General features: G+C 75.4%; 16 protein-coding genes and 2 pseudogenes. 6 read left to right on the top strand and 12 right to left on the bottom strand.

The genetic code is table 11. The features are described 5' to 3' along the window. Positions 1 to 21: 21 nt before the first annotated feature. The 8 genes from OG550_RS26535 to OG550_RS26500 form a co-directional block, all read right to left on the bottom strand. A complete protein-coding gene (locus OG550_RS26535) occupies positions 22 to 1,200 on the bottom strand; it encodes a cytochrome P450 (protein ID WP_327684153.1) in 1,179 nt (392 codons plus the stop codon). 89 nt (positions 1,201 to 1,289) lie between these two features. Continuing rightward, positions 1,290 to 1,976 carry a GTP-binding protein gene (locus tag OG550_RS26530; protein WP_327684151.1) on the bottom strand — a complete coding sequence of 229 codons (687 nt, stop codon included), beginning with the start codon at positions 1,974 to 1,976 and terminating at the stop codon, positions 1,290 to 1,292. Between the two features lie 61 nt (positions 1,977 to 2,037). Then, on the bottom strand, positions 2,038 to 2,400 hold the full coding sequence (locus OG550_RS26525) for a DUF742 domain-containing protein (protein ID WP_327681630.1): 363 nt from the start codon (positions 2,398 to 2,400) through the stop codon (positions 2,038 to 2,040). Continuing rightward, positions 2,397 to 2,792 (bottom strand): roadblock/LC7 domain-containing protein, encoded by a 396-nt coding sequence (locus tag OG550_RS26520; RefSeq protein WP_327684150.1) that lies wholly within the window; start codon positions 2,790 to 2,792, stop codon positions 2,397 to 2,399. Before OG550_RS26520 ends, OG550_RS26525 begins: the two co-directional genes overlap by 4 nt. A 108-nt stretch (positions 2,793 to 2,900) precedes the next feature. Continuing rightward, a complete protein-coding gene (locus OG550_RS26515; protein WP_327681628.1) occupies positions 2,901 to 4,895 on the bottom strand; it encodes an ATP-binding protein in 1,995 nt (664 codons plus the stop codon). Positions 4,896 to 4,958: 63 nt separating this feature from the next. Beyond that, positions 4,959 to 5,984 (bottom strand): MBL fold metallo-hydrolase, encoded by a 1,026-nt coding sequence (locus tag OG550_RS26510; protein ID WP_327681627.1) that lies wholly within the window; start codon positions 5,982 to 5,984, stop codon positions 4,959 to 4,961. 177 nt (positions 5,985 to 6,161) lie between these two features. Beyond that, positions 6,162 to 6,908, bottom strand: coding sequence for a hypothetical protein (locus OG550_RS26505; protein ID WP_327681625.1), 747 nt, complete (start codon positions 6,906 to 6,908; stop codon positions 6,162 to 6,164). A 247-nt stretch (positions 6,909 to 7,155) separates the two neighbouring features. Next, the gene (locus OG550_RS26500) at positions 7,156 to 8,076 is read right to left on the bottom strand and encodes a GNAT family N-acetyltransferase (protein WP_327681623.1); all 921 of its coding nucleotides are present in this window, start codon (positions 8,074 to 8,076) and stop codon (positions 7,156 to 7,158) included. 441 nt (positions 8,077 to 8,517) lie between these two features. Here OG550_RS26500 and OG550_RS26495 point away from each other — a divergent pair. The 3 genes and pseudogenes from OG550_RS26495 (at position 8,518) to OG550_RS26485 (ending at position 11,963) form a co-directional block, all read left to right on the top strand. Continuing rightward, positions 8,518 to 9,779 (top strand): annotated as a pseudogene (locus OG550_RS26495) (DUF692 domain-containing protein). A 265-nt stretch (positions 9,780 to 10,044) separates the two neighbouring features. Further along, on the top strand, positions 10,045 to 11,100 hold the full coding sequence (locus OG550_RS26490; protein ID WP_327681621.1) for a TIGR04222 domain-containing membrane protein: 1,056 nt from the start codon (positions 10,045 to 10,047) through the stop codon (positions 11,098 to 11,100). Between the two features lie 86 nt (positions 11,101 to 11,186). Next, the gene (locus tag OG550_RS26485; protein ID WP_327681619.1) at positions 11,187 to 11,963 is read left to right on the top strand and encodes a TIGR04222 domain-containing membrane protein; all 777 of its coding nucleotides are present in this window, start codon (positions 11,187 to 11,189) and stop codon (positions 11,961 to 11,963) included. A 151-nt stretch (positions 11,964 to 12,114) separates the two neighbouring features. On the opposite strand, the gene hemQ is transcribed toward OG550_RS26485, so the two are convergent. From hemQ to OG550_RS26470, 3 genes are read right to left on the bottom strand one after another with little or no spacing between them, the layout of a single operon-like run. After that, a complete protein-coding gene (gene hemQ, locus OG550_RS26480; RefSeq protein ID WP_327681617.1) occupies positions 12,115 to 12,828 on the bottom strand; it encodes a hydrogen peroxide-dependent heme synthase in 714 nt (237 codons plus the stop codon). Beyond that, on the bottom strand, positions 12,825 to 14,261 hold the full coding sequence (hemG, locus tag OG550_RS26475; protein ID WP_327681615.1) for a protoporphyrinogen oxidase: 1,437 nt from the start codon (positions 14,259 to 14,261) through the stop codon (positions 12,825 to 12,827). The genes hemQ and hemG overlap by 4 nt, the downstream gene beginning before the upstream one ends. A gap of 34 nt (positions 14,262 to 14,295) precedes the next feature. Then, positions 14,296 to 14,964, bottom strand: coding sequence for a Uma2 family endonuclease (locus OG550_RS26470; protein ID WP_327681614.1), 669 nt, complete (start codon positions 14,962 to 14,964; stop codon positions 14,296 to 14,298). A gap of 53 nt (positions 14,965 to 15,017) precedes the next feature. Between OG550_RS26470 and OG550_RS26465 the strand changes: the two are divergent. Both OG550_RS26465 and OG550_RS26460 read left to right on the top strand, forming a co-directional pair. Then, a pseudogene (locus OG550_RS26465) lies at positions 15,018 to 15,466 on the top strand (DUF523 domain-containing protein). Positions 15,467 to 15,604: 138 nt separating this feature from the next. Next, the gene (locus OG550_RS26460) at positions 15,605 to 16,795 is read left to right on the top strand and encodes a DUF4349 domain-containing protein (RefSeq protein ID WP_327681612.1); all 1,191 of its coding nucleotides are present in this window, start codon (positions 15,605 to 15,607) and stop codon (positions 16,793 to 16,795) included. A 70-nt stretch (positions 16,796 to 16,865) separates the two neighbouring features. Here OG550_RS26460 and hemE read toward each other — a convergent pair whose 3' ends face one another. Continuing rightward, positions 16,866 to 17,879 (bottom strand): uroporphyrinogen decarboxylase, encoded by a 1,014-nt coding sequence (gene hemE / locus OG550_RS26455; protein ID WP_327684148.1) that lies wholly within the window; start codon positions 17,877 to 17,879, stop codon positions 16,866 to 16,868. Positions 17,880 to 18,126: 247 nt separating this feature from the next. Here hemE and OG550_RS26450 point away from each other — a divergent pair, with 247 nt between their 5' ends. Then, complete coding sequence (locus tag OG550_RS26450; RefSeq protein ID WP_327681610.1) at positions 18,127 to 18,789, top strand: DUF3000 domain-containing protein; 663 nt, start codon at positions 18,127 to 18,129, stop codon at positions 18,787 to 18,789. Positions 18,790 to 18,926: the final 137 nt, after the last annotated feature.

Raw genomic sequence — 18,926 nt, 5'->3', positions numbered from 1 at the left:
GTCAGGGGCCGGGGTCCGCGCTCAGGCTCCGGTCGGCGCGGCGACCGGGGCGAAGCGGACCGGCAGCTCCACCAGCGCGCGGTGGAACGGGCCGGGGCGCCAGCGGAGGGCCCCGGCGGGGGTGGCGAGCTCCAGCTCGCTGAGGCGGCTGGTGAGCTGCTCGATCGCGGTGATGGCGATCAGCAGCGCCGGGTCCCGGGCCGGGCAGGCGTGCGGGCCGGCGGCCCACGCCAGGTGCGCGGACTCGCCGCTGCGCAGCTCGCCCCCGTCGGTGGGCGGGGCGGCCTGGGAGTTGGCGGCCGCGTAGGAGACCAGGACGAGGGAGCCGGCCGCGATCTCCCGGCCGTGGAAGGTGACGTCGTAGCGCGGGTAGTGCGCGGAGAGGTTGGCCAGCGGCGGCTCGTGCCACAGCACCTCGTCGATCGCCTGGTACGCCGTCATCGCGCCGCCGAACAGCGACCCGGCGTAGCGGGCGTCGGTGAGCAGGCGGAGCAGTGCGTTGCCGATCAGGTTGGTGGTCGGCTCGTTCCCGGCGATCATGGTCAGGGTGATCTGCCGGACCACCTCCTCGTTGTCCAGCCCCGCAGGGTGGGTGAGGAACCACGAGGTCAGGTCGTGCCGGGGCCGTTCGCGCCGCTCGGCGACCATCGCGGTGACCACCGCGACCACGTCCCCGTACGCGGCCACCGCCTTCTCGGTGGACTCGATCATGCCGACGATCCCGGCCACCAGGCGGTCGGCGTGCTCCTCCGGCACGCCGAACCAGGTGGTGACGACGTGGACGGGCAGGCGCCGCGCGTAGTCGGCGATCAGGTCGGCGGAGCCGGTCGCCTCGAAGGCGCCGATCAGCCGGTGGGCGACCTCGGCCACCCGGCGCTGGAGCACGTGCGGTTCCAGCAGGGCCAGGCCGTCGGTGATCACCCGGCGGTAGCGGGCGTGCGTCCCGCCGTCGCTGAAGAGGGCGGTCGGGCGGTAGCCGAGCACCGGCAGCAGCGGGGAGTCCGGCGGGACCGTCCGCTGCCAGGCCCGGGAGTCCTTGGAGAACGTGTCGGTGTCGCGCAGCAGGTCGAGGGCGGCCTGGTAGTCGGTGACCAGCAGGGCCTCGACGCCGGGCGAGACCTCCACCGGGGCGACCTGGCCGTGGCGGCGGAGCTGCTCGTAGACGGCCTGCGGGTCGGCGGCGAAGGCCGGGCCGTGCAGCGGGACCGCCCGGGGGCCCGGCCCGTCCGCGCCCCCACCGGCGGCGGGGGCGGGGGCGGGGCTCGCGGCGGGTACGTCGTCGGGGCTGGTCACGGCTGCTCCGGGGCGGCGGCGGGGCCGAGCGCGGCGGGTCCGGGCTCGGCGGGGTCGAGCGCGGACGGGTCGAGCTCGGCGGGGTCGAGCGCGGACGGGTCGAGCTCGGCGGGGTCGAGCGCGGACGGGTCGAGTTCGGCGGGGTCGGGGGACGCGGGCAGGCCGTGCAGGACGTGCTCGGCGAGGGCGATCAGCGCGTCCAGGCTGGAGCCGCGTTCACGGGCGTCGCAGAGCACCAGCGGGGTGGCCGCGTGCAGGTCCAGGTGGGCCCTGAGCACCTCGGGCGGGTGGACGGGCGCGCCGGGGAAGACGTTGACGGCCACCGCGTACGGCAGGCCCTGCTCCTCGACCATGTCCATGATCTCGAAGGAGTCCGCCAGCCGCCGGGTGTCGGCCAGGACGAGCGCGCCGACCGCCCCCCGCGCGATGTCCTGCCAGAGCGGGAAGAACCTGCGCTGGCCCGGGGTGCCGAACATGTACAGCACCACCTGGCCCGGCAGGGTGAGCCGTCCGAAGTCGACCGCGACCGTGGTGGTGGACTTGCCGGGGAGGCCCGCCACGTCGTCCACCGGGGCGCCGGTCTCGGTCATCGCCTCCTCCGTGTGCAGGGTCGGGATCTCCGAGAGGGTGCGGATCAGCGTCGTCTTGCCGACCCCGAACGGGCCGGCCACCACCAGCTTCATCAGCGTCTGGTCCCGGTCGGGCAGGTAGCCCACCCGGTCCGGCACGCCCGGTGCGGCCGGGCTACCGGAGAGTGCGGAGTCCAACGAGGAGCCTCTCGACGATGGAGCGGTCGGTCTGCTGGGCGCGGGGGATCGGCGCGCGGGCGCGCAGGCAGCCCGCCTCGACCAGGTCGGCCGCGAGGAAGACGGTGGCGCTGACCGGCAGCCGCAGGTGGGCCGCGGCCTCCACGACGGTGAGCGCACCGGGGCGGAGCAGTTCCCAGAGCCGGCCGTGCTCGGCGCCCAGCTCCGCCAGTTCCGGCGGGGCCTCGGTGCCGGCCGCGCACAGGACGGTGAGCCGTTCGAATCCGGCGGTGCCGGGCCGGGCCCGGCCGCCGGTGGCCAGGTAGGCGGGAACCATCCGCCTGCGGGGGACGGCGGTCATGACCGGGCGGACGCGTCCTGCCGCCTGGCCGGGCTCGCCAGGGCGCGGCCCAGGGCTGCGACCTGCACCTGCATCTGGTAGGCCACGTTGCCGAGTTGGGCCTCGGGCGTGGTGAAGACCGCGAGCGAGGTGTTCTCCCCGGCCGGGACGACGACGGCGAAGCCCAGCTCGGACTCGACCACGGTCTGCGCCAGCCGCGGCTGCTCGACATCGGTGAACGCGGTGGTGAACGCGCGGGCGGCGGCGTGCACGGTGGCGGTCATCGCGGCGACACGCTCGGCGGAGGCACGGCCGAGGCCCGCCGAGGCGGCCTCCACCAGGCCGTCGCCGGTGGCGACGACCGCGTGCAGGACGCCCGGCAGCTCCAGCAGCGGGGCCAGGACCCACGCGATCTCGTCGGTGGTGGTGGTCGCGGCCGCACCGGTCGCGGCGGGGGTGCCTGCGGCGGCGGTGGGGCTGGGCGTGCTGCTCACGACTCGGCTCCTTAGGAGGCTGGGGTTCTAGCGGCCGGACGCGCCCGCCGGTCCGGCGCCGGTGTGGTCGGCGTCGGGGCGGGGCGCGGCCGCCCGGTCGGCGCCGGCGGGGCCGGTCGCCGCAGGGGACGGGTGGTGGTGGGGCGTGGTGGCCCCGGTGGCCCCGGCCGCCGCGTCCGGCGCGGTGGCCGTACCGGCGTCGACGGCCGGGTCGGCGTCCGGGTGGGCGTCCGGGTGGGCGTCGGCGTCCGGGTGGGTACTCGGGGGACCGCCGACGCTCCCCCGGGCGTCGGCGCTCCCCCTCACGTCGGCGGTCGTCACCGCGGCGAGGGCCACGGCGGCCCGACCGGAGCCGGTGCCGTGCTGGAGCGCCTGCCAGCGCTCGGCCGCCTGTTCGGGCGTGCGGACCGACGGACCGGCCGACCGCTCCCCCGGCTCGTCCGGTGCGGCCGGTTCCGGGCGCTGGACCAGCGGCTGGCGCCGGCGGCGGCTGGGCAGCCCGCTGCCGTCGTCCGGGACGAGGTGCACCGGCGGCACGACGTGGATCGCCGGCGGCGCGTGCGGCTCCGGCGCGGCCGCCGCGGTCCGGCCCTCGGACCGGCGGGTGTGCGGCGCCGGCACCGCCTGCACGGTGGGCACCGGGGCGGGCCCGGCGCCGGACCGCAGCGGCAGCGGGGTGAGCACCGAGAGCGGCTGCTCCTCGTCCAGCACGGTCAGCAGCCCGGCCGGGACCCGCACGATGGCCCGCATGCCGCCGTACGGGGAGGGCTCGATGTGGCAGGCGAAGCCGTACTGCCGGGCCAGCTTGCCCACCACCGCGAAGCCGGTCTTCGGCGGGTTGCCCAGTTCGGTGAGCAGGACCTCGGGCGGACCGGACAGCAGCCGGCGGGCCCGGCTCAGCTGGTCCTCCTCCATGCCGATGCCGCTGTCGTCGACGATCACCAGCGCACCGCGGCCGCCCTGCTGGACGGTGACCGGGACGTCCGTCTCCGGGTGCGAGTACGCGGTGGCGTTGGCGAGCAGTTCGGCGACGGCGATGGCGAGCGGCTCGGCGGCCCGGGCGACCACCGCCAGCCGGCCCTCCCGCAGGTGGTTGGCGACCCTGATCCGGCCGTAGCCGGGCACCCGGGAGAGGGCGCCGACCACCACCTCGGCGAGCGGCGAGTCGGTGCGGGCCAGCCCCGGCCAGGCCTCGCAGAGCACGGCGACGGTCTGGATCCGGCGCAGCGCGACCTCGTTGCGGAAGTCGACCTCCAGCAGCCGGGGGTCGTCGTTGTCGTGCTGGAGCTGCTGGACCAGGCTCTGGATCTGGTAGAGCAGCGTCTGGATCTTGGAGGTGGCCCCGCGCATCGCGGAGCGGGCGGCGGCGTCGACCCGTTCGCGCTCGTCGGTCACGGCGGCGGCCGTCGCGTCGAGGACGGCCTGGAGCGTCCGGACGGCGTCCGGACCGGCGGCCGCGGGGTCGAGCGGTCCGGCGACCGGCGCGTTGGGGTGGCTGAGGCGGAGGGCCGCGGCGGCCACCCGCTCGGTGGCCAGGTGGCCGACCTCGGCCAGCAGGGCGGCGGTCCTTCGCTCGGCCTCGGCCGCGCGTTCCCCGGCGGCCGCCGCGGTGCGTCCGGCCGCGGCGGCGGTGCCCTCGGCCGCGGTCGCGGCGCGCTCGGCGTCGGCCGCGGCACGCTCCGCCCCGGCGGTCGCCCGTTCGGCCTCGACGGCCCGGCGGGTGGCCTCCGCGGCGGCGCGCTCGGCCTCGTGTGCCCGGTCCTCGGCGGCCAGCGCCCGGTCCGCGGCCTGCCGGACCTCCTCGGCCGACCTCCGGGCTTCGGCCCGGGCCTCACGGGCCCGGTCCTCGCCGAGACCGGCCCGCGACTCGGCGGCGCGGGCGCGTTCCTCCGCCCGGGCCACCGAGGATTCGGCGGTGGCCGCCCGGGCCAGGGCCCGGGCGCGGGAGCGCGCCAGGACGGCGGCCGCCGCGAGCGCGGCGACCGCGATCAACGCCAGGGCCGGCAACACGAGCTGCGTCATCGACGTCCTCGGAGGTCCTCGGTCGGAGGGGCGGGCTCGCCCCGGGTGGGTGTCCTTGGTGGCTCAGCCCCGGGCGGGTGCGCCGCCCGTCCCGTTCCGCGGCCTGCGCCGATCAGTGTCCTCGTCCAACTCGCGTGCCACCAGGGCCACCTGGCTCATGGCCTCCAGGACGTTCGGCACCTCGGTGCCGTCCAGGTGCCGGTACTCGGCGCCGATGGTGAGCACCAGCCGCTCGGGCAGGCCGAGTTCGGGGTAGCGCTGCTCGGCGATGATCCGGCGGGCCGCGTCCAGCGCGGGGATCCCGGCGGCGTGCAGGGCGTGCGCGCGCTCGCGCAGGTAGCCGAGGTAGGCGATGTGCTCCCGGACGCCGGCCCGGTCGAGCACCGGGCCGTGGCCGGGGACGAAGACCTCGGCGCCGGTGGCGAGGATGCGCTCGCAGGCGGCGATGACGTTCTCCAGCGGCCCGGACCAGTGCGAGGGGTGGTCGCCGGGCTGTTCGGCGGTCGAGCCGAATATCACGTCGCCGGTGAACACCGCCCGCTGGTGCGGGAGGTGGACGATCAGGTCGCCCCCGGTGTGCGCGGCCGGCAGCCCGGTGACCAGGACCGGGTAGTCCCCCACCCGCAGCTCCAGCTCGCCGTGGAAGACGGTGTCCGGCCGGACGGGCTCGGTCTGCGACCAGTCGAACTGCCCGAAGTGGCGCTGGAGGTAGCCGCCGAGCAGCGAGTCCGGGTCGCTGCCCGCGACCAGCGCGTGCTGCTGCTTGGGCGTCGGCTCGTAGTGGATGTGCTCCAGCGCCTCGCGGGTGGCGATGACCTCCGCGTCGGGGAGCACTCCGGCGCCCCAGAGGTGGTCGCCGTTGGCGTGCGTGACGATCACCCGGTCGACGGTGGTCCCGGCGGTCAGCCGCGCGCGGCTCTCGGCGAGGAACTCGGCGGCGAGCGAGGGGTCGTAGGGCGTGTCGATCCAGAGCGCCGTCCGCGGCGAGACCAGCAGCCCGCAGTTGGCGAGCCCCCATCCGCGCTTCGGCGGAAGCCAGACGTACAGGTCATCGGCGATCGCGCTCACGTTCGCACGGTTGATCGTCATGGGCGCGATTATGCCGATGATGTGACTGGAGTGGAGCAAGGCCCCTGCATTTCAAGACAATTCCTGTCACGGAGCATCCCGCCCTGTCCGGTTTCCTCCCCCCTTGCACCGATCGAGGTCTGGACCTCTGCGTCCCACGGACCGGGATCCGGCCGGTTCCCGGTACCCGTCGGTGCCTCAGGCCGCCGGGAGGAAGCGGCAGACCTCCACGGTCACGTCGACGGTGTCGAGACCGATCACCCGGCCCTCGACGGCGGCGAATCCTTTCTCCCCCGAACGGAAGAGCGCCGCCAGCGGCGACTGCCGGCCGGCGGCGGTCAGGGCTTCGACGGCCATCGCGGAGCCGAAGGCGAAGACGCCGCAGAGCACGACGCAGGGGGCGTGCCGGGAGGTGCTGGTGACGAAGACGAAGCCGTGGTCGCGGACCAGCTCGTCGGCGGCGTTGTACTGCGCCTCGAAGGCCATGCCGCCCCAGCGGGCCCGGGCCGCCCTGGGGTGTTCGAGCCGGAAGTCCGGGAAGTCGCCGGCGAGCACGGTGGCCGAGTAGGCGTTGACGTCCGGACCGCCGATCGAGAAGGTCGGCATCCGCGGGTCCTGGGCACCGGCGGTGACCAGCTCGATGGTCGCCTTCCGGTTGATCTTCCGCAGCAGATCGGTGAGTTCGGCGATCGCCCGGGCCTCGGCCATCGGCATGAAGAGCACGTTCTTCGGCCCCCGGCTGGTGAGTCGGCAGCCGTCCTTGGCGTACGCGAACTCCGCCACCTCGATGCTGGGGGTGACGATCTGCACCCGGCCGTACGGCGCGAGCAGCGCGCGCAGGAAGCCGTAGCGGAGGAAGAGGCGGGTACGGGCGAGCGAACGGGCGGCGAGAAAGCCGATCACGGCCGGGAAGAAGCCGACCAGGACCTGCAGCAGGATCTCCATGGCACCCCTAGCGCGGACGACTCGGGCACGAACTGTCCACGCTGAGGTGATGCCCCGTAGAACACCGGAAACTCCCGACACTGCAGTCCACCCGGCGCCAGGAGTTCGAAGTGCGCCGAATTCACCCGTTCGGGTGGGGCCGATCGCACCCCGCCCGGCCTTCGGCCGCCGCCTGCCGCCCGCCCACCGCCGATCGGCGGACGACAGGCGGCAAGCGGCAGGCGACAGGTGGCGACCTGCGGGCGGCTCAGCCCAGCTTCTTGGTGAACTTCCGCTCGCTGGCGCACTGCTCGTAGCCCAGCCAGGCGTTGATCGCCAGCATCGGCGCGTTGGTCGCGTCGTTGGAGGTGTACGCCCGGCGCAGTCCGGCGGCGCGGGCCCGGCGCAGCGACTCCAGCTTGGCCAGCTTGCTCAGCCCCCGGCCCCGGAACTCCCGGCGGCAGGCGGTGAAGGCCGACCAGTACCGGTCCGCGCCGTCCGTGTGCGCCGCACTGAAGGCGGCGGCCTCGCCGTCGACCACGGCCACGATGGTCAGCTCGTGGTCGTGGTCCGGGTGGATCCAGTCGCCGTTCCGGAACTCCTCGAAGTCGGAGGCGTCCATCTCGACCTCGCCCGGCTCGTCCCGGATGGCGTCCGCCTCGACCACGAAGATCGGGTACGGGTCGGCCTGCCACTCGCTCGCCGGGCGCAGCTCGACACCGGCCGGCAGCGGCGGCGCCTCGGGCAGCGGCAGCGCCAGGTCGCGGCCGGCGAAGTGGGCCAGCCGGCCCTCGGTGAAGCCGCGGGCCTCGGCGAAGGCGCGCGACTCCGCGGTCTCGTCCACCCAGCTGTGCACCTCGACCACGCCGTGCTCGGCCAGGTGCCGCTCGGCCGCGGCCAGCAGGCCGGTGAAGGCCCCGCGCCGCCGGTACTCGGGCAGCACGCTGCCGTTGGCGTAGCCGATGCCCTTCGTGGTCGTACCCGTGACCACCGCGCAGCGGACCGAGCCGACCACGCGGCCGTCCAGCTCGGCGACGAAGGTGCGGAAGTGCGCGCCCTCGCCCTGGTGCTCGCCCTGCCAGGTGAAGGCCTCGGCGGTCATCACCAGATGGTCGCGCCCGGCGCGGTGGGCGGCGGCGACAGCCTCGGCGTCGTCGGTGCGGAAGTCACGAATAGTCAGCGTTGTCATAGGTGCGTCACGCTAGCGGTCCGGCCACCCGCCCGCAGCCGATTATTCTCCGGGTCCGGAGGCCCCGAAACGGCCCCCACCTGCGAAGAGGCGCGGCGGAGGGGGTTAGAGTCCGTCATCGGCGCACCGCCAAGCTCAAATAATGCTCTGAGATGACCGGGTGAGGCTTGGCAGCCGCACCACCTGGGGACATCCTCAGCAGCACAGCCCGGCGGCCCTGGCGACGAGGCCCGCGCCGACCGACGGCTTCCCACCCAGCCCTCAGAAGGGGGCGCACCGATGACCTCTCCTGCACTGCGAGCGCCCGCAACGACGACGGGAACCGCCGGGACGACCGGCCCGGCCGACACCACCGCGGTCGCCACCGCCACCGCGGTCGCCGCCGCCACCGCGCCCCGCACCTCCGGCCGGCTCGGCGTCGGCCTCGGCTGGCGCAGCGAGATCGACACCGTCGTGGAGCGGCAGCCCGGCCTGGACTGGGTCGAGGTCGTCGCCGAGAACGTCTGCGCCGGCCACCTGCCCGAGTCCCTGACCGTCCTCCTCGCCCGCGGCCTGACGGTCGTCCCGCACGGCGTCTCGCTCGGCCTCGGCGGCGCCGACCGGCCCGACCCGGCCCGGCTCGCCAGGCTCGCCGAGACCGCCGGCGCGCTCGGCTCCCCGGTGGTCACCGAGCACCTCGCGTTCGTCCGGGCCGGCGGCCTGGAGGCCGGACACCTGCTGCCGGTGCCGCGCTCGCGCGACGCCCTGGCCGTCATCGCCGAGAACGTCCGGATCGCCCAGGACCAGCTCCCCGTCCCGCTGGCACTGGAGAACATCGCCGCCCAGCTGGCCTGGCCGGACGACGAACTCACCGAGGGCCAGTTCCTCGCCGAGCTGGTCGAACGGACCGGCGTCCGGCTGCTGATCGACGTCGCCAACCTGCACACCAACCGGGTCAACCTCGGCATCGACCCGGCCGCCGAACTGGACCGCCTGCCGTTGGAGGCGCTCGCCTACGTGCACGTCGCGGGCGGCACCATGGTCGACGGCGTCTGGCACGACACCCACGCCCACCCGGTCACCGAGCCGGTGCTGGAGGTGCTGGCCGAGCTCTGCGCCCGGGTCGCACCGCCCGGCGTGCTGCTGGAGCGCGACGCCGCCTTCCCGCCGCCCGCCGAACTGGCCGCCGAACTCGACGCCATCCGGCGGGTGCTGGACGGCGGTGTGCAGCGGTGACCGCCACCGACGAGGCCCGGGCCCGGCTGGCCGCCCGGCAGACCGCGCTGCTCACCGCCCTGGTCGCCGGCGGCCCGGTGCCGCCCGGTTTCGACCCGGCCCAGGTCCGGTCCCAGTCCGCCGCACTGGCCGCCAAGCGGCGGGACACCGCGGCCAAGGTGGCCCCCGCCCTGCCGCGCCTGCTCGGGCCGCAGTACGGACCGCTCTTCCTCTCCTACGCCCGCCGGCACCCGCAGACCGGCGGCTACCGCGCCGACGCCCGCGCCTTCGCCGCGTGGGCGCTCGCCGAACCCCTCGCCGGACCGGACGGCGGACCGGACGGCGCCGCCGGGGCCGGGAGCACTCCCGGAGCCGGAACGACGGCCGCCCGTCCGCTCGACGCCGGACAACGCGGAGCCCTGGAACAGTGGCTCCACCCGGCCCCCGAACGAACGCCCGGCCCGCTCACCCGCCTGCGCCACGCCCTGCGCCCGAGCCGCCGGGCCTGACCCGGGCGGCCCACGACCGACACCGGACACCGACACCGGACGCAGAGACCGGACGCACGGACCGGACGCAGAGCCGCACACCGGGCAGCCGGACGCCGCGCAGCGGACCAGGCACCCGGACCGGGCCCCGCCCGCCGGACCTCACGAACCACCCTTCACGCACCGGGTGCCGGACGCCGCGCACCCGAGACCCCGCGCCGGACCAGCAGGTCCCGCGCACCCGAACGAGCGGCACCACGCTCACCGTCCCCGGGGGAATCCGCCCATGTGGCACAACACCTACTTCATCGTCCCCACCCTGCTGCTGATCGGCGCCGTGCTCTACGCCGCTCAGGCCAAGCAGGCCGCCAAGCGCGTGCCCTTCCCCAAGGGCCTGCCCGGTCGCGGCCTGCCGCTGCTGGACACCGCCTTCCTCTCCGGCGGCCCCGGCCGGGTCTTCGACACCGCGCTCGTCCGGATGCACCAGGACGGCCGGGCCGTCGTCAACCGCGCCGGCCTCGTCACCATCACCGGCACCCAGGCGTACGACGCCGTCGACCAGGCCGTCGTCGAGGCGGCCGGCCCGGCCCGCAGCGGCGAACTCCGCACGCTGCGCGGCACGGTCATGCGCTCCGCCGCCGTGCAGGAGATCGGCGACCGGCTGGCCGGGCGCGGCCTGCTGCGCGACCCCGCCCGGCTGCGCCGCGCCAAGCTGGCCCGCCGGCTGCTCTGGATCGCCCTGCTGGACGTGGTGGCCTTCACCGCCGCCGCCTACCTGCTGGACTCCGACGAGCCCGGCTACGACCGCCCGGCGCTCTGGCTCCCGCTGGTCCTGCTCGCGTTCGGCCTGCTCTCGGTGCTGGTCACCTGGCCGCTCAAGGGCCGGATCACGCCCGCCGGGCGCCGCCAGCTCCTCCTGATGGACACCGGCAAGCCGTGGAAGCCCGCCGACCGTCCGGCCCTGCGCGCCGCCGACGCCGCGCTGCTCGGCGCCATCGCGCTCGGCGGCCTGGCCGCCGCCGGCCTGGCCGACGAGGAACTCCGGGAGGCGATGCTCGCCTCGGCGGCGGCCGACCAGGCCGACCAGGCCGTCCGGGCCGGTGCGTACGCCGGGGGCAGCGGCTCGTCCTCGTCCTCGTCGTCCGGCTCCTCCTGCGGCACCGCGGCCACCTGGTGCGGCTCCTCCTCCGACTCCGGGTCGTCCGGTTCGGGGTGCGGCGGCAGCAGCGGCTGCGGGTCGTCCTCCTCGTCGAGCTGCAGCTCCTCCTCCGGCTCCTCCTGCGGCTCCTCCTCGTCCTCCAGCTGCGGTTCCAGCTGCGGCGGAGGCGGCTGCGGCTCCTGATCCCGGCCCGTCCCGGACGTCACAGTTCGGTATCGCGGTCCGGGAATGCGTTCCACCCGCGACGGCGACGGGTCTACAACAAGCCCATGTGGTTGCTCTTCCTGCTCCCGGCCTGCGTCGCTGCGGTCCTGTCCTGCATCCGGCTCGTCCGGATGACCGCGACCGCCGACGCACTGGCCGGGCAGGAGGGGCCGCGGCCTCCTGAGGCGGTCGGGATCGGGCTCTACGAGACGGCCTACCTGGCCGGCGGCCCGGACCGGGTGGTGGAGCTGGCCCTCGTCCTGATGGCCTCCCGGGGGCGGCTGCACCTCGCCCACACCGGCTGGACCACGGTCGTCGACCCGCGCGGGCGCAGCCGGCTGGAGCGCGCGGTGCTCGCCACCGTCGGTCCCGAGGGCCAGTGCCGCACCGGTGAGCTGCGCGAGGCGATGGCCGCGCACCCGACCGTGATGGAGATCGGCAGCCGGCTCTCACTGGCCGGTCTGGCCACCCCGGCGGCCGTCCAGCGGCACACCGTCCTGGTGATCCGGCAGGTCCGGCAGGCGCTGCTGCTGTCCCTGGTGCTGCTGGCCGCCGCACTGGCCACGAGCGTCCTGGCGAACGGTGACGCACTGGCGCCGCTGGCCTGGTTCTCGCTGCCGGTGGTCCTCACCACCGGCACCCTGCTGATGGCCCGGGTCGACGTCCACCCGTACACCGGCTGGGCCTCGCCGATCGGGCAGGAGGTGCTCCGCGAGGTCCGTCCGCCGCGCCAGCACGGCCTGACCGACGACGACGAGCGCGAGCTGTTCACCGCCGTCGCCATGAACGGCACCGACGCCCTCCCCGACGCCCGCCTCCGCGCCGCCCTCCGCCGCCACTGAGCCGCGACCGAGCTGCGACCGAGCCGCCACCGAGCCGAGCCGCGACCGAGCGCACCGGGAACGGCCCGGGAGCGGGCCGCGGAACGGCGGATGCCGGCCGCCGGGGCGCGTCCCCGGAGACCGGCATCCCGCGGCCGGGGCCGCGCGTTCCTCAGACGAGGCCGTTGAGCAGCTCGCTGACCGGCTTGCGGCGGCCGGTGAAGAACGGCACCTCCTCGCGGACGTGCAGCCGGGCCCGGGACGGGCGCAGGTCGCGCATCAGGTCCACGATCCGGTGCAGCTCGTCCGCCTCGAAGGCGAGCAGCCACTCGTAGTCGCCCAGCGCGAACGAGGCGACCGTGTTGGCCCGCACGTCCGGGTAGCCGCGCGCCATCTGGCCGTGCTCGGCGAGCATCGCGCGCCGCTCGGCGTCCGGCAGCAGGTACCACTCGTAGGAGCGGACGAACGGGTACACGCAGACGTAGTCGCGCGGGCGCTCGTCGGCGAGGAACGCCGGGATGTGCGACTTGTTGAACTCGGCCGGGCGGTGCAGCGCCATGTTCGACCAGACCGGCTCCAGCTCCCGGCCGAGGCCGGTGCGGCGGAAGCGGTTGTACGCCTCCTGCAGGTCGTCGGAGTCGGCGGCGTGCCACCAGACCAGGATGTCGGCGTCCGCGCGGAGACCGGAGACGTCGTAGGTGCCGCGCACCGTGACGTCCTTGGCGTCGAGCTGGGCGAACAGCTCGTCGACCTCCGCGGCCAGCGCGGCGCGGTCCTCGGGCAGTGCGCCCTTGAGCTTGAACACCGACCACATGGTGTAGCGGATGACCTGGTTCAGGTCCCGTGCCTTCTTCTTCTCCGGCTGCTGCTCAACGGTCTCAGTCATGCGCTCATTGTCCTCTCCGTGACGTTCTCCCCGGTCGGCGGGGTCAGCACTCCGTCGAGCCCCGCGACGGCCGTCCGGGCGCTCGCGATGCACGCCGGGATGCCCACCCCGTCGTACGCGGCGCCGCACAGCGCCAGCGCGCCCACCCGGTCCGCGGCCGCCCGGATCCGGGCCACCCGGTCCAGGTGGCCGACCGGGTACTGCGGCAGTCCGGCCCGCCAGCGGGTGACGGCGGTGTCGTACGGGCGGGCGGTCAGGCCGATCGCCTCGCCCAGGTCGGCCAGCGAACGGGCGACCAGTTCCCCGTCCGGCAGCTCCAGCGGCTCCTCCTCGCGCAGCCGGCCCAGCGAGGTGCGCAGCACGAACGCGTCCGGGGCGGAACGCTCCAGCCAGCCCCACTTGTTGGAGGAGAACGTCGACGCCTTGATCCGGCGCCCGTCCACCGGCGGCACCAGGAAGCCGCTGCCGGACGGCGGCTCCGGCAGGTCGGAGCGCCGGAACGCCAGGGTGACCAGCGCCATCCCCGCGTACTCGACGGCGTCCAGCTCGGCGGCGGCGGCCGGCGCGTCGGCGCGCAGCAGGCGGGCGGCGGCGGGCGCGGGCACGGCCAGCACGACGGCGGTCGCGCGCAGCTCCCCGCCCTCGCCGGTCAGCACCCGCCAGCCGTCCGGGGTGCGGTGCAGCCCGGTGACGGCGGTGCGGGTGCGCAGTTCGACGCCGGCCCCGGCGCAGGCCGCGGCGACCGCGGTCGGCAGGGTGCCGAGACCGCCGCGCAGGCCCTGGAAGACGGGTGTCCCGGCGGTCTGCGGGCGGGTGGCCAGTGCGTGGACGCCGTCGACCAGCGAGCCGCCGCCACGGGCGACCGGCAGCAGTGCGGGGACGGCGGCCCGCAGCGAGATCTCGTCGGCGCGCCCGGCGTAGACGCCGCCGAGGAGCGGTTCGACCAGCCGGTCCACCACCTCGCGGCCGAGCCGGTCGGCGACGTACCGCCCGATCGCGACGTCGTCCGTGACCGCCTCGGCGGGGCCCTCGTGCCGGGCCCGTTCCAGGCCCTCGGCGCTCAGCACGCCGGAGGCCTCCAGTGCGGCGAGGTCCCCGGGGACGCCCATCACCTGTCCGCCGGGCAGCGGCCGCAGCGCGCCCCTGGTCCAGATCGCGGCCTTGGCGGTGGTCGGCGGCTCCAGTTCGCCGCCCAGTCCGACGGCGCGGGCCAGCTCGACCGCCTCCGGCCGCCGGGCCAGCATCGACTCGGCCCCGAGGTCCACCCGGATCCCGCCGACCTCGCCGCCCCACAGCTTCCCGCCCAGCCGCTCCGACGCCTCCAGCAGCGTCACCCGCGCCCGGGCCGCTCCGCCGGCGGCCCCGCTGAGCACGGCGGCCGCGGTCAGCCCCGCGATCCCGCCGCCGATCACGACGACATGTGCTTGCGACATGCCTCGCAGTCTTGCAGGTCTTTACACCTTTGCCTCAATCCGCCCGCTTCCGCCCCTTCGAGGCCTCGGACGCCTTGGAAGCCTTGGAAGCCTTGGAAGCCTTCGAGGCCTTGGAAGCCTTCGAGGCCTTGGGCGCCGGGACGAGCGCGTCGAGGTCGATGTCGACCGGGAACGGCACCGGCCGCCGAAGCCGTCCCCGGAAGATCCCGGCGGGCGAGTAGGCCGACAGGTTGGGGTCGATCTCGTAGACGTACGCCACCGGCAGTCCGTCCTCCTCCTCGATCACCCAGTAGTGGGGGATCCCGGCCTCGGCGTACTTGCGCAGCTTGACCATCCGGTCGCGGTCGGCCGACTCCGGCGAGACGACCTCGATGACGAGTGCGACGTCCGTCGGCGCGAACCACGTCCGGTCGGGGTCGTACTCGGTCGTCGCGACGACCAGGTCCGGCTCCGGGCGATTGCGCCGGTTCAGCTTGATCGCCATCTCCCGCTCGGCCAGGAAGTCGTCAGGTGCGAGGTCCTCCAGGACGGCGATCAGCGCCGAGACCGCACGACTGTGCCAGGAACGCTGCGGGGACATCATGAAGACCAGTGCTCCGTCGATCAGTTCGGTGTGCCGCGGCGCTTCCGGGAGATGGTCGAGGTCATCGGCGAGCCACCCCTCCAGGCGGGGTGCGTACATCCAGTCCGGCAACTCACTCATGGCTCCACGGTAGCGACTTCGAAGCCCCCGGACCTCCCCCTAGGCTCGCCGGCATGGAACCGATCCTGGTGAGCGCCTGTCTGACCGGTGTGCCGTGCCGGTACGACGGGCGGGCGAAGACGGCGGAGGCGGCGGTCGGGGCGGTCGGGGCGGTCGGGGCGGGGCGGGCCGTGGTGGTCTGCCCGGAGGGGCCGGCGGGCTGCCGACGCCACGGCCCCCGGCCGAGATCGTCGGCGGCGACGGCGCGGACGTGCTGGACGGGCGGGCCCGGGTGGTGGACGCGACCGGCGCCGACCGCACCGCGGAGTTCGTGGCGGGGGCGCGGGCGGCGCTGGCCGCCGCCGAGGCGGGCGGCGCGCGCCGGGCGCTGCTGACGGCCCGCAGCCCGTCCTGCGGCTGCGGGCAGGTCTACGACGGGACGTTCGGCGGGACGCTGCGGCCGGGTGACGGGGTGACGGCGGCACTGCTGCGGCGGGCGGGGATCGTGGTGGAGGCGGTCTGACGCCTTGTCCGCTCCGCAGCCGAGCCGTGATCGAGCTGCGACCTCCGGAGCGGGTCCGATCCGGGCCCGCTCCCGTCGAATGGTGCGAGTGCCGGAAGGAAACGGCGCCGGAACTGTGGACGCGGGGAGGACTCGATCGTGGAACGAGGACGACGGGGAGCGGCGGCGCTGGCGGCGGTGGCCGTGGCGGCGGTCGTGGCGGGCGGGTGCAGCGCGTCCGAGGGCAAGGGCGACATGAGCGCCAGGGCGGGCACGGCCGCGGCCGCGGCGGGTGACGCGGCCGCGGCGCCCGCACCGGCCGCACCGGAGGTGGCGGGCGTCGCGCCCTCCGCCGCGCCGAAGGCGGCTCCGGAGGCGGGCACCGGGACGGGCGGCGAGGCGGGCGCCGGGAAGCCCGCCGCGGTGCCGGTGGTGGACACGCGGCAGATCGCGTACAGCGCGCAGCTGTCGGTACGGGTGGCGAAGACGGACACCGCGCTCGCGAGGGCCCGCGAGCTGGCGACCGGCGCCGGCGGCTACGTGGCGAGCGAGACGGTGAGCGGCTACGGCGCGCAGCCCGGCGGCGGGGGCGGCGGAAAGCGCCCGGTCGACATGGATCCGCCCGGTCCGCAGAACGGGCAGCTGACGGTGAAGGTGCCGTCGGCGGCGTTCCAGCAGACGCTGGACCAGCTGGCCGGGCTGGGCGAGGTGCTCTCCCGCCGCAGCCAGGCGGACGACCTGACCCAGCAGGTCGCGGACGTCGGCAGCCGGGTGCAGACCCAGCAGGCGAGCGTGGACCGGGTCCGGGCGCTGATGGCGCAGGCGAAGACGCTGGGCGAGATCACCAGTCTGGAGGGCGAGCTGAGCCGCCGCGAGGCGGACCTGGAGTCGCTGCAGAAGCAGCTGAAGGAGCTGTCGGCGAAGACCTCGCTGTCCACCATCACGCTGGACGTGCGGCAGAAGGCGGACACTCCCGCCCCGGACGAGCCCGACGCGGACGACGACGAAGACGGCTTCTGGGACTCGGTCGGCTCCGCGCTGGGCGGCGGCTGGGGCGTGCTGGCCGCGATCGTGCGCGGGATCGCGGTCGCGATCGCCGCGGCGGTGCCGTTCCTGCTGGTGGCCGGGCCGGTGGCGCTGGTGCTCTGGGTGCTGCGACGGCGGCGGGCGGTGGCGGCGCGGGCCGCTCAGGCCCCGGACGCCCCAGCGGCCCCGGACGCCCCGGAGGAGCAGTCCGCGGAGCCCGCCGTCCCCGTCAGCGGTCCGGCCGGGAGTCCGGCCGGGGGCCCGAAGGTGCCGGCCGCACCCACGGAGCGTCCGGCGGTCCCCGCGGCGGGCGAGGAGGAGTAGCGCGGCCCGGGAACGGCCGGTACGGCGGCGGGCCCCCGCGTGGAGGGCCCGCCGCCGTACCGCACGGGCGTCAGCGGGCGCTGGCCTCGTGGACGAAGGCGACGAGGCGGCTGAGCGCGTCCGGGTCCATGCTGGGCAGCACGCCGTGGCCGAGGTTGAAGATGTGGCCGCTGGAGCCGAGCGCCTGGGCGGCGTGCAGCACCTCGCGGGCCTTGGTCTCGACGGCCCTGGTGGGCGCGAACAGCACGGCCGGGTCGAGGTTGCCCTGCAGGCCCTTGCCGGGGCCGACCCGCTCGGCGGCGACGTTCAGCGGCACCCGCCAGTCGACGCCGACCACGTCCGCGCCGGCCTGGCCCATCAGGCCGAGCAGCTCGCCGGTGCCGACGCCGAAGTGGATCCGCGGCACGCCGTAGCCGGCGACGGCGTCGAAGACCTTGGTGCTGGCCGGCATGACCGAGCGGCGGTAGTCGTCCGGGGCGAGCGAGCCGACCCAGGAGTCGAAGAGCTGGACCGCGGAGGCCCCGGCCTCGATCTGCACCTTGAGGAAGGCCGAGGTGATGTCGGCCAGCCGGTCGACCAAGGCGGCCCACAGCTCGGGCTCGCCGTACATCATGGCCTTGGTGTTCTCGTGGTTCTTGGACGGACCGCCCTCGACCAGGTAGCTGGCCAGCGTGTAGGGGGCGCCGGCGAAGCCGATCAGCGGGGTGGAGCCCAGCTCGTCGACGAGCAGGCCGATCGCCTCGGTGATGTAGGGGACGTCGTCGGGCTCCAGCGGGCGCAGCCGCTTGAGGTCCTCGAAGGTGCGGATCGGGTCGGCGATGACCGGTCCGATGCCGGGCTTGATGTCGACGTCGATGCCGACCGCCTTGAGCGGCACCACGATGTCGCTGAAGAAGATCGCCGCGTCCACCTTGTGCCGGCGCACCGGCTGGAGGGTGATCTCCTTGACCAGCTCGGGCCGCATGCAGGACTCCAGCATGGGGATGCCCTCGCGGACCTTCAGGTACTCGGGCAGCGAGCGGCCTGCCTGGCGCATGAACCACACCGGGGTGTGCGGTACCGGCTCGTGCCGGCAGGCCCGCAGGAACGCGGAGTCGTACGCGGCGCCGCGGCGCGCGGGGGGCTGCTGGCCGGGGGCGGTGCCTGCCTGGGCGGCCGCCGTGGTGTCTGCCGTTGTCTCGCTCACGCCCCAAATCTTCGCACGGGCCCCGGACCGCGCCCCTCGCCCGGGCTCGTCGGTTCCTCCAAGATCTGGCCGGATTGCCCTCCCGGCGCGCCGCGCGGAAAGAAGTTGCGGCGATTACTCGGGTTTTCGACCTAGTCTTCGGGTCATGGCAGCGGTCGGAGGGCACCCCGCACAGGGTGGCGGAGCAGGTGGCGGAACGGGTCGGGAGACGGCGCCGAGCGAGTTCCGGGCTGCCGTGGAGGCGTTCTCCGGAGCGCGGCTCCGCCCCGAGGTCGTCCTCTCCCCCGCGCCGGCCCCGCGCCGGCTCGCACCGTTCGCGTTCGCCGTGACCGCCGCCGTCGAGGTCGACGGCGAGGAGCTCTCCGACGGCCGGCTGGTGCTGCTGCACGACCCGGCCGGCCAGGAGGCCTGGAACGGGGACTTCCGGGTGGTCACCATGACCCGGGCCGAGCTGGAACCCGAGATGGCCGGCGACCCGATGCTCTCCGAGGTCGGCTGGGCCTGGCTGCTCGACGCACTGCAGGCGCACGGCGCCGGGTACGCGGAGCCGTCGGGCACGGTGACCCGGTGCGCCTCGCAGTACTTCGGCGGGCTGTCGGACCGCGAGTCCAGCACCGAGATCGAGATCCGGGCGTCCTGGACACCGGCCGACGGCCGCTTCGAGCGGCACCTCGCGGCCTGGGGGGACCTGCTCTGCATCGGCGCCGGTCTGCCGCCCGCCGCCCCGGCCCCGCAGTCACCGGCCGACGTCGCGTCACTCGGTGGAGTGGTCCCGATGCCCGCGCGACGGCGCCCGCGCTCGCACTGACGAGTGGCGTCCCGGGGTGAGCGGCTCCGCCGCGCCCCGCACCACCCCCAGGGCTGACGGAGTGTGACTTCGGACCGGCTCTGCGTCAACAAATCGGTCGAAGCCGTCTGCTATGCGATCGATCTGATCGATTTTGT

It is taken from the genome of Kitasatospora sp. NBC_00458, assembly GCF_036013975.1.
GTDB lineage: Bacteria > Actinomycetota > Actinomycetes > Streptomycetales > Streptomycetaceae > Kitasatospora.
Note: the sequence above shows the minus strand (reverse complement) of the source record. Positions and strands in the feature narration are given on the sequence as shown.

Excerpts from the sequence above, each read along its gene's own strand:
- OG550_RS26530 (WP_327684151.1), bottom strand. The coding sequence starts at position 1,976 with ATGAAGCTGGTGGTGGCCGGCCCGTTCGGGGTCGGCAAGACGACGCTG.
- OG550_RS26525 (WP_327681630.1), bottom strand. The coding sequence starts at position 2,400 with ATGACCGCCGTCCCCCGCAGGCGGATGGTTCCCGCCTACCTGGCCACC.
- OG550_RS26515 (WP_327681628.1), bottom strand. The coding sequence starts at position 4,895 with ATGACGCAGCTCGTGTTGCCGGCCCTGGCGTTGATCGCGGTCGCCGCG.
- OG550_RS26510 (WP_327681627.1), bottom strand. The coding sequence starts at position 5,984 with ATGACGATCAACCGTGCGAACGTGAGCGCGATCGCCGATGACCTGTAC.
- OG550_RS26505 (WP_327681625.1), bottom strand. The coding sequence starts at position 6,908 with ATGGAGATCCTGCTGCAGGTCCTGGTCGGCTTCTTCCCGGCCGTGATC.
- OG550_RS26500 (WP_327681623.1), bottom strand. The coding sequence starts at position 8,076 with ATGACAACGCTGACTATTCGTGACTTCCGCACCGACGACGCCGAGGCT.
- OG550_RS26490 (WP_327681621.1), top strand. The coding sequence starts at position 10,045 with ATGTGGCACAACACCTACTTCATCGTCCCCACCCTGCTGCTGATCGGC.
- OG550_RS26485 (WP_327681619.1), top strand. The coding sequence starts at position 11,187 with ATGTGGTTGCTCTTCCTGCTCCCGGCCTGCGTCGCTGCGGTCCTGTCC.
- hemQ (WP_327681617.1), bottom strand. The coding sequence starts at position 12,828 with ATGACTGAGACCGTTGAGCAGCAGCCGGAGAAGAAGAAGGCACGGGAC.
- hemG (WP_327681615.1), bottom strand. The coding sequence starts at position 14,261 with ATGTCGCAAGCACATGTCGTCGTGATCGGCGGCGGGATCGCGGGGCTG.
- OG550_RS26470 (WP_327681614.1), bottom strand. The coding sequence starts at position 14,964 with ATGAGTGAGTTGCCGGACTGGATGTACGCACCCCGCCTGGAGGGGTGG.
- OG550_RS26450 (WP_327681610.1), top strand. The coding sequence starts at position 18,127 with ATGGCAGCGGTCGGAGGGCACCCCGCACAGGGTGGCGGAGCAGGTGGC.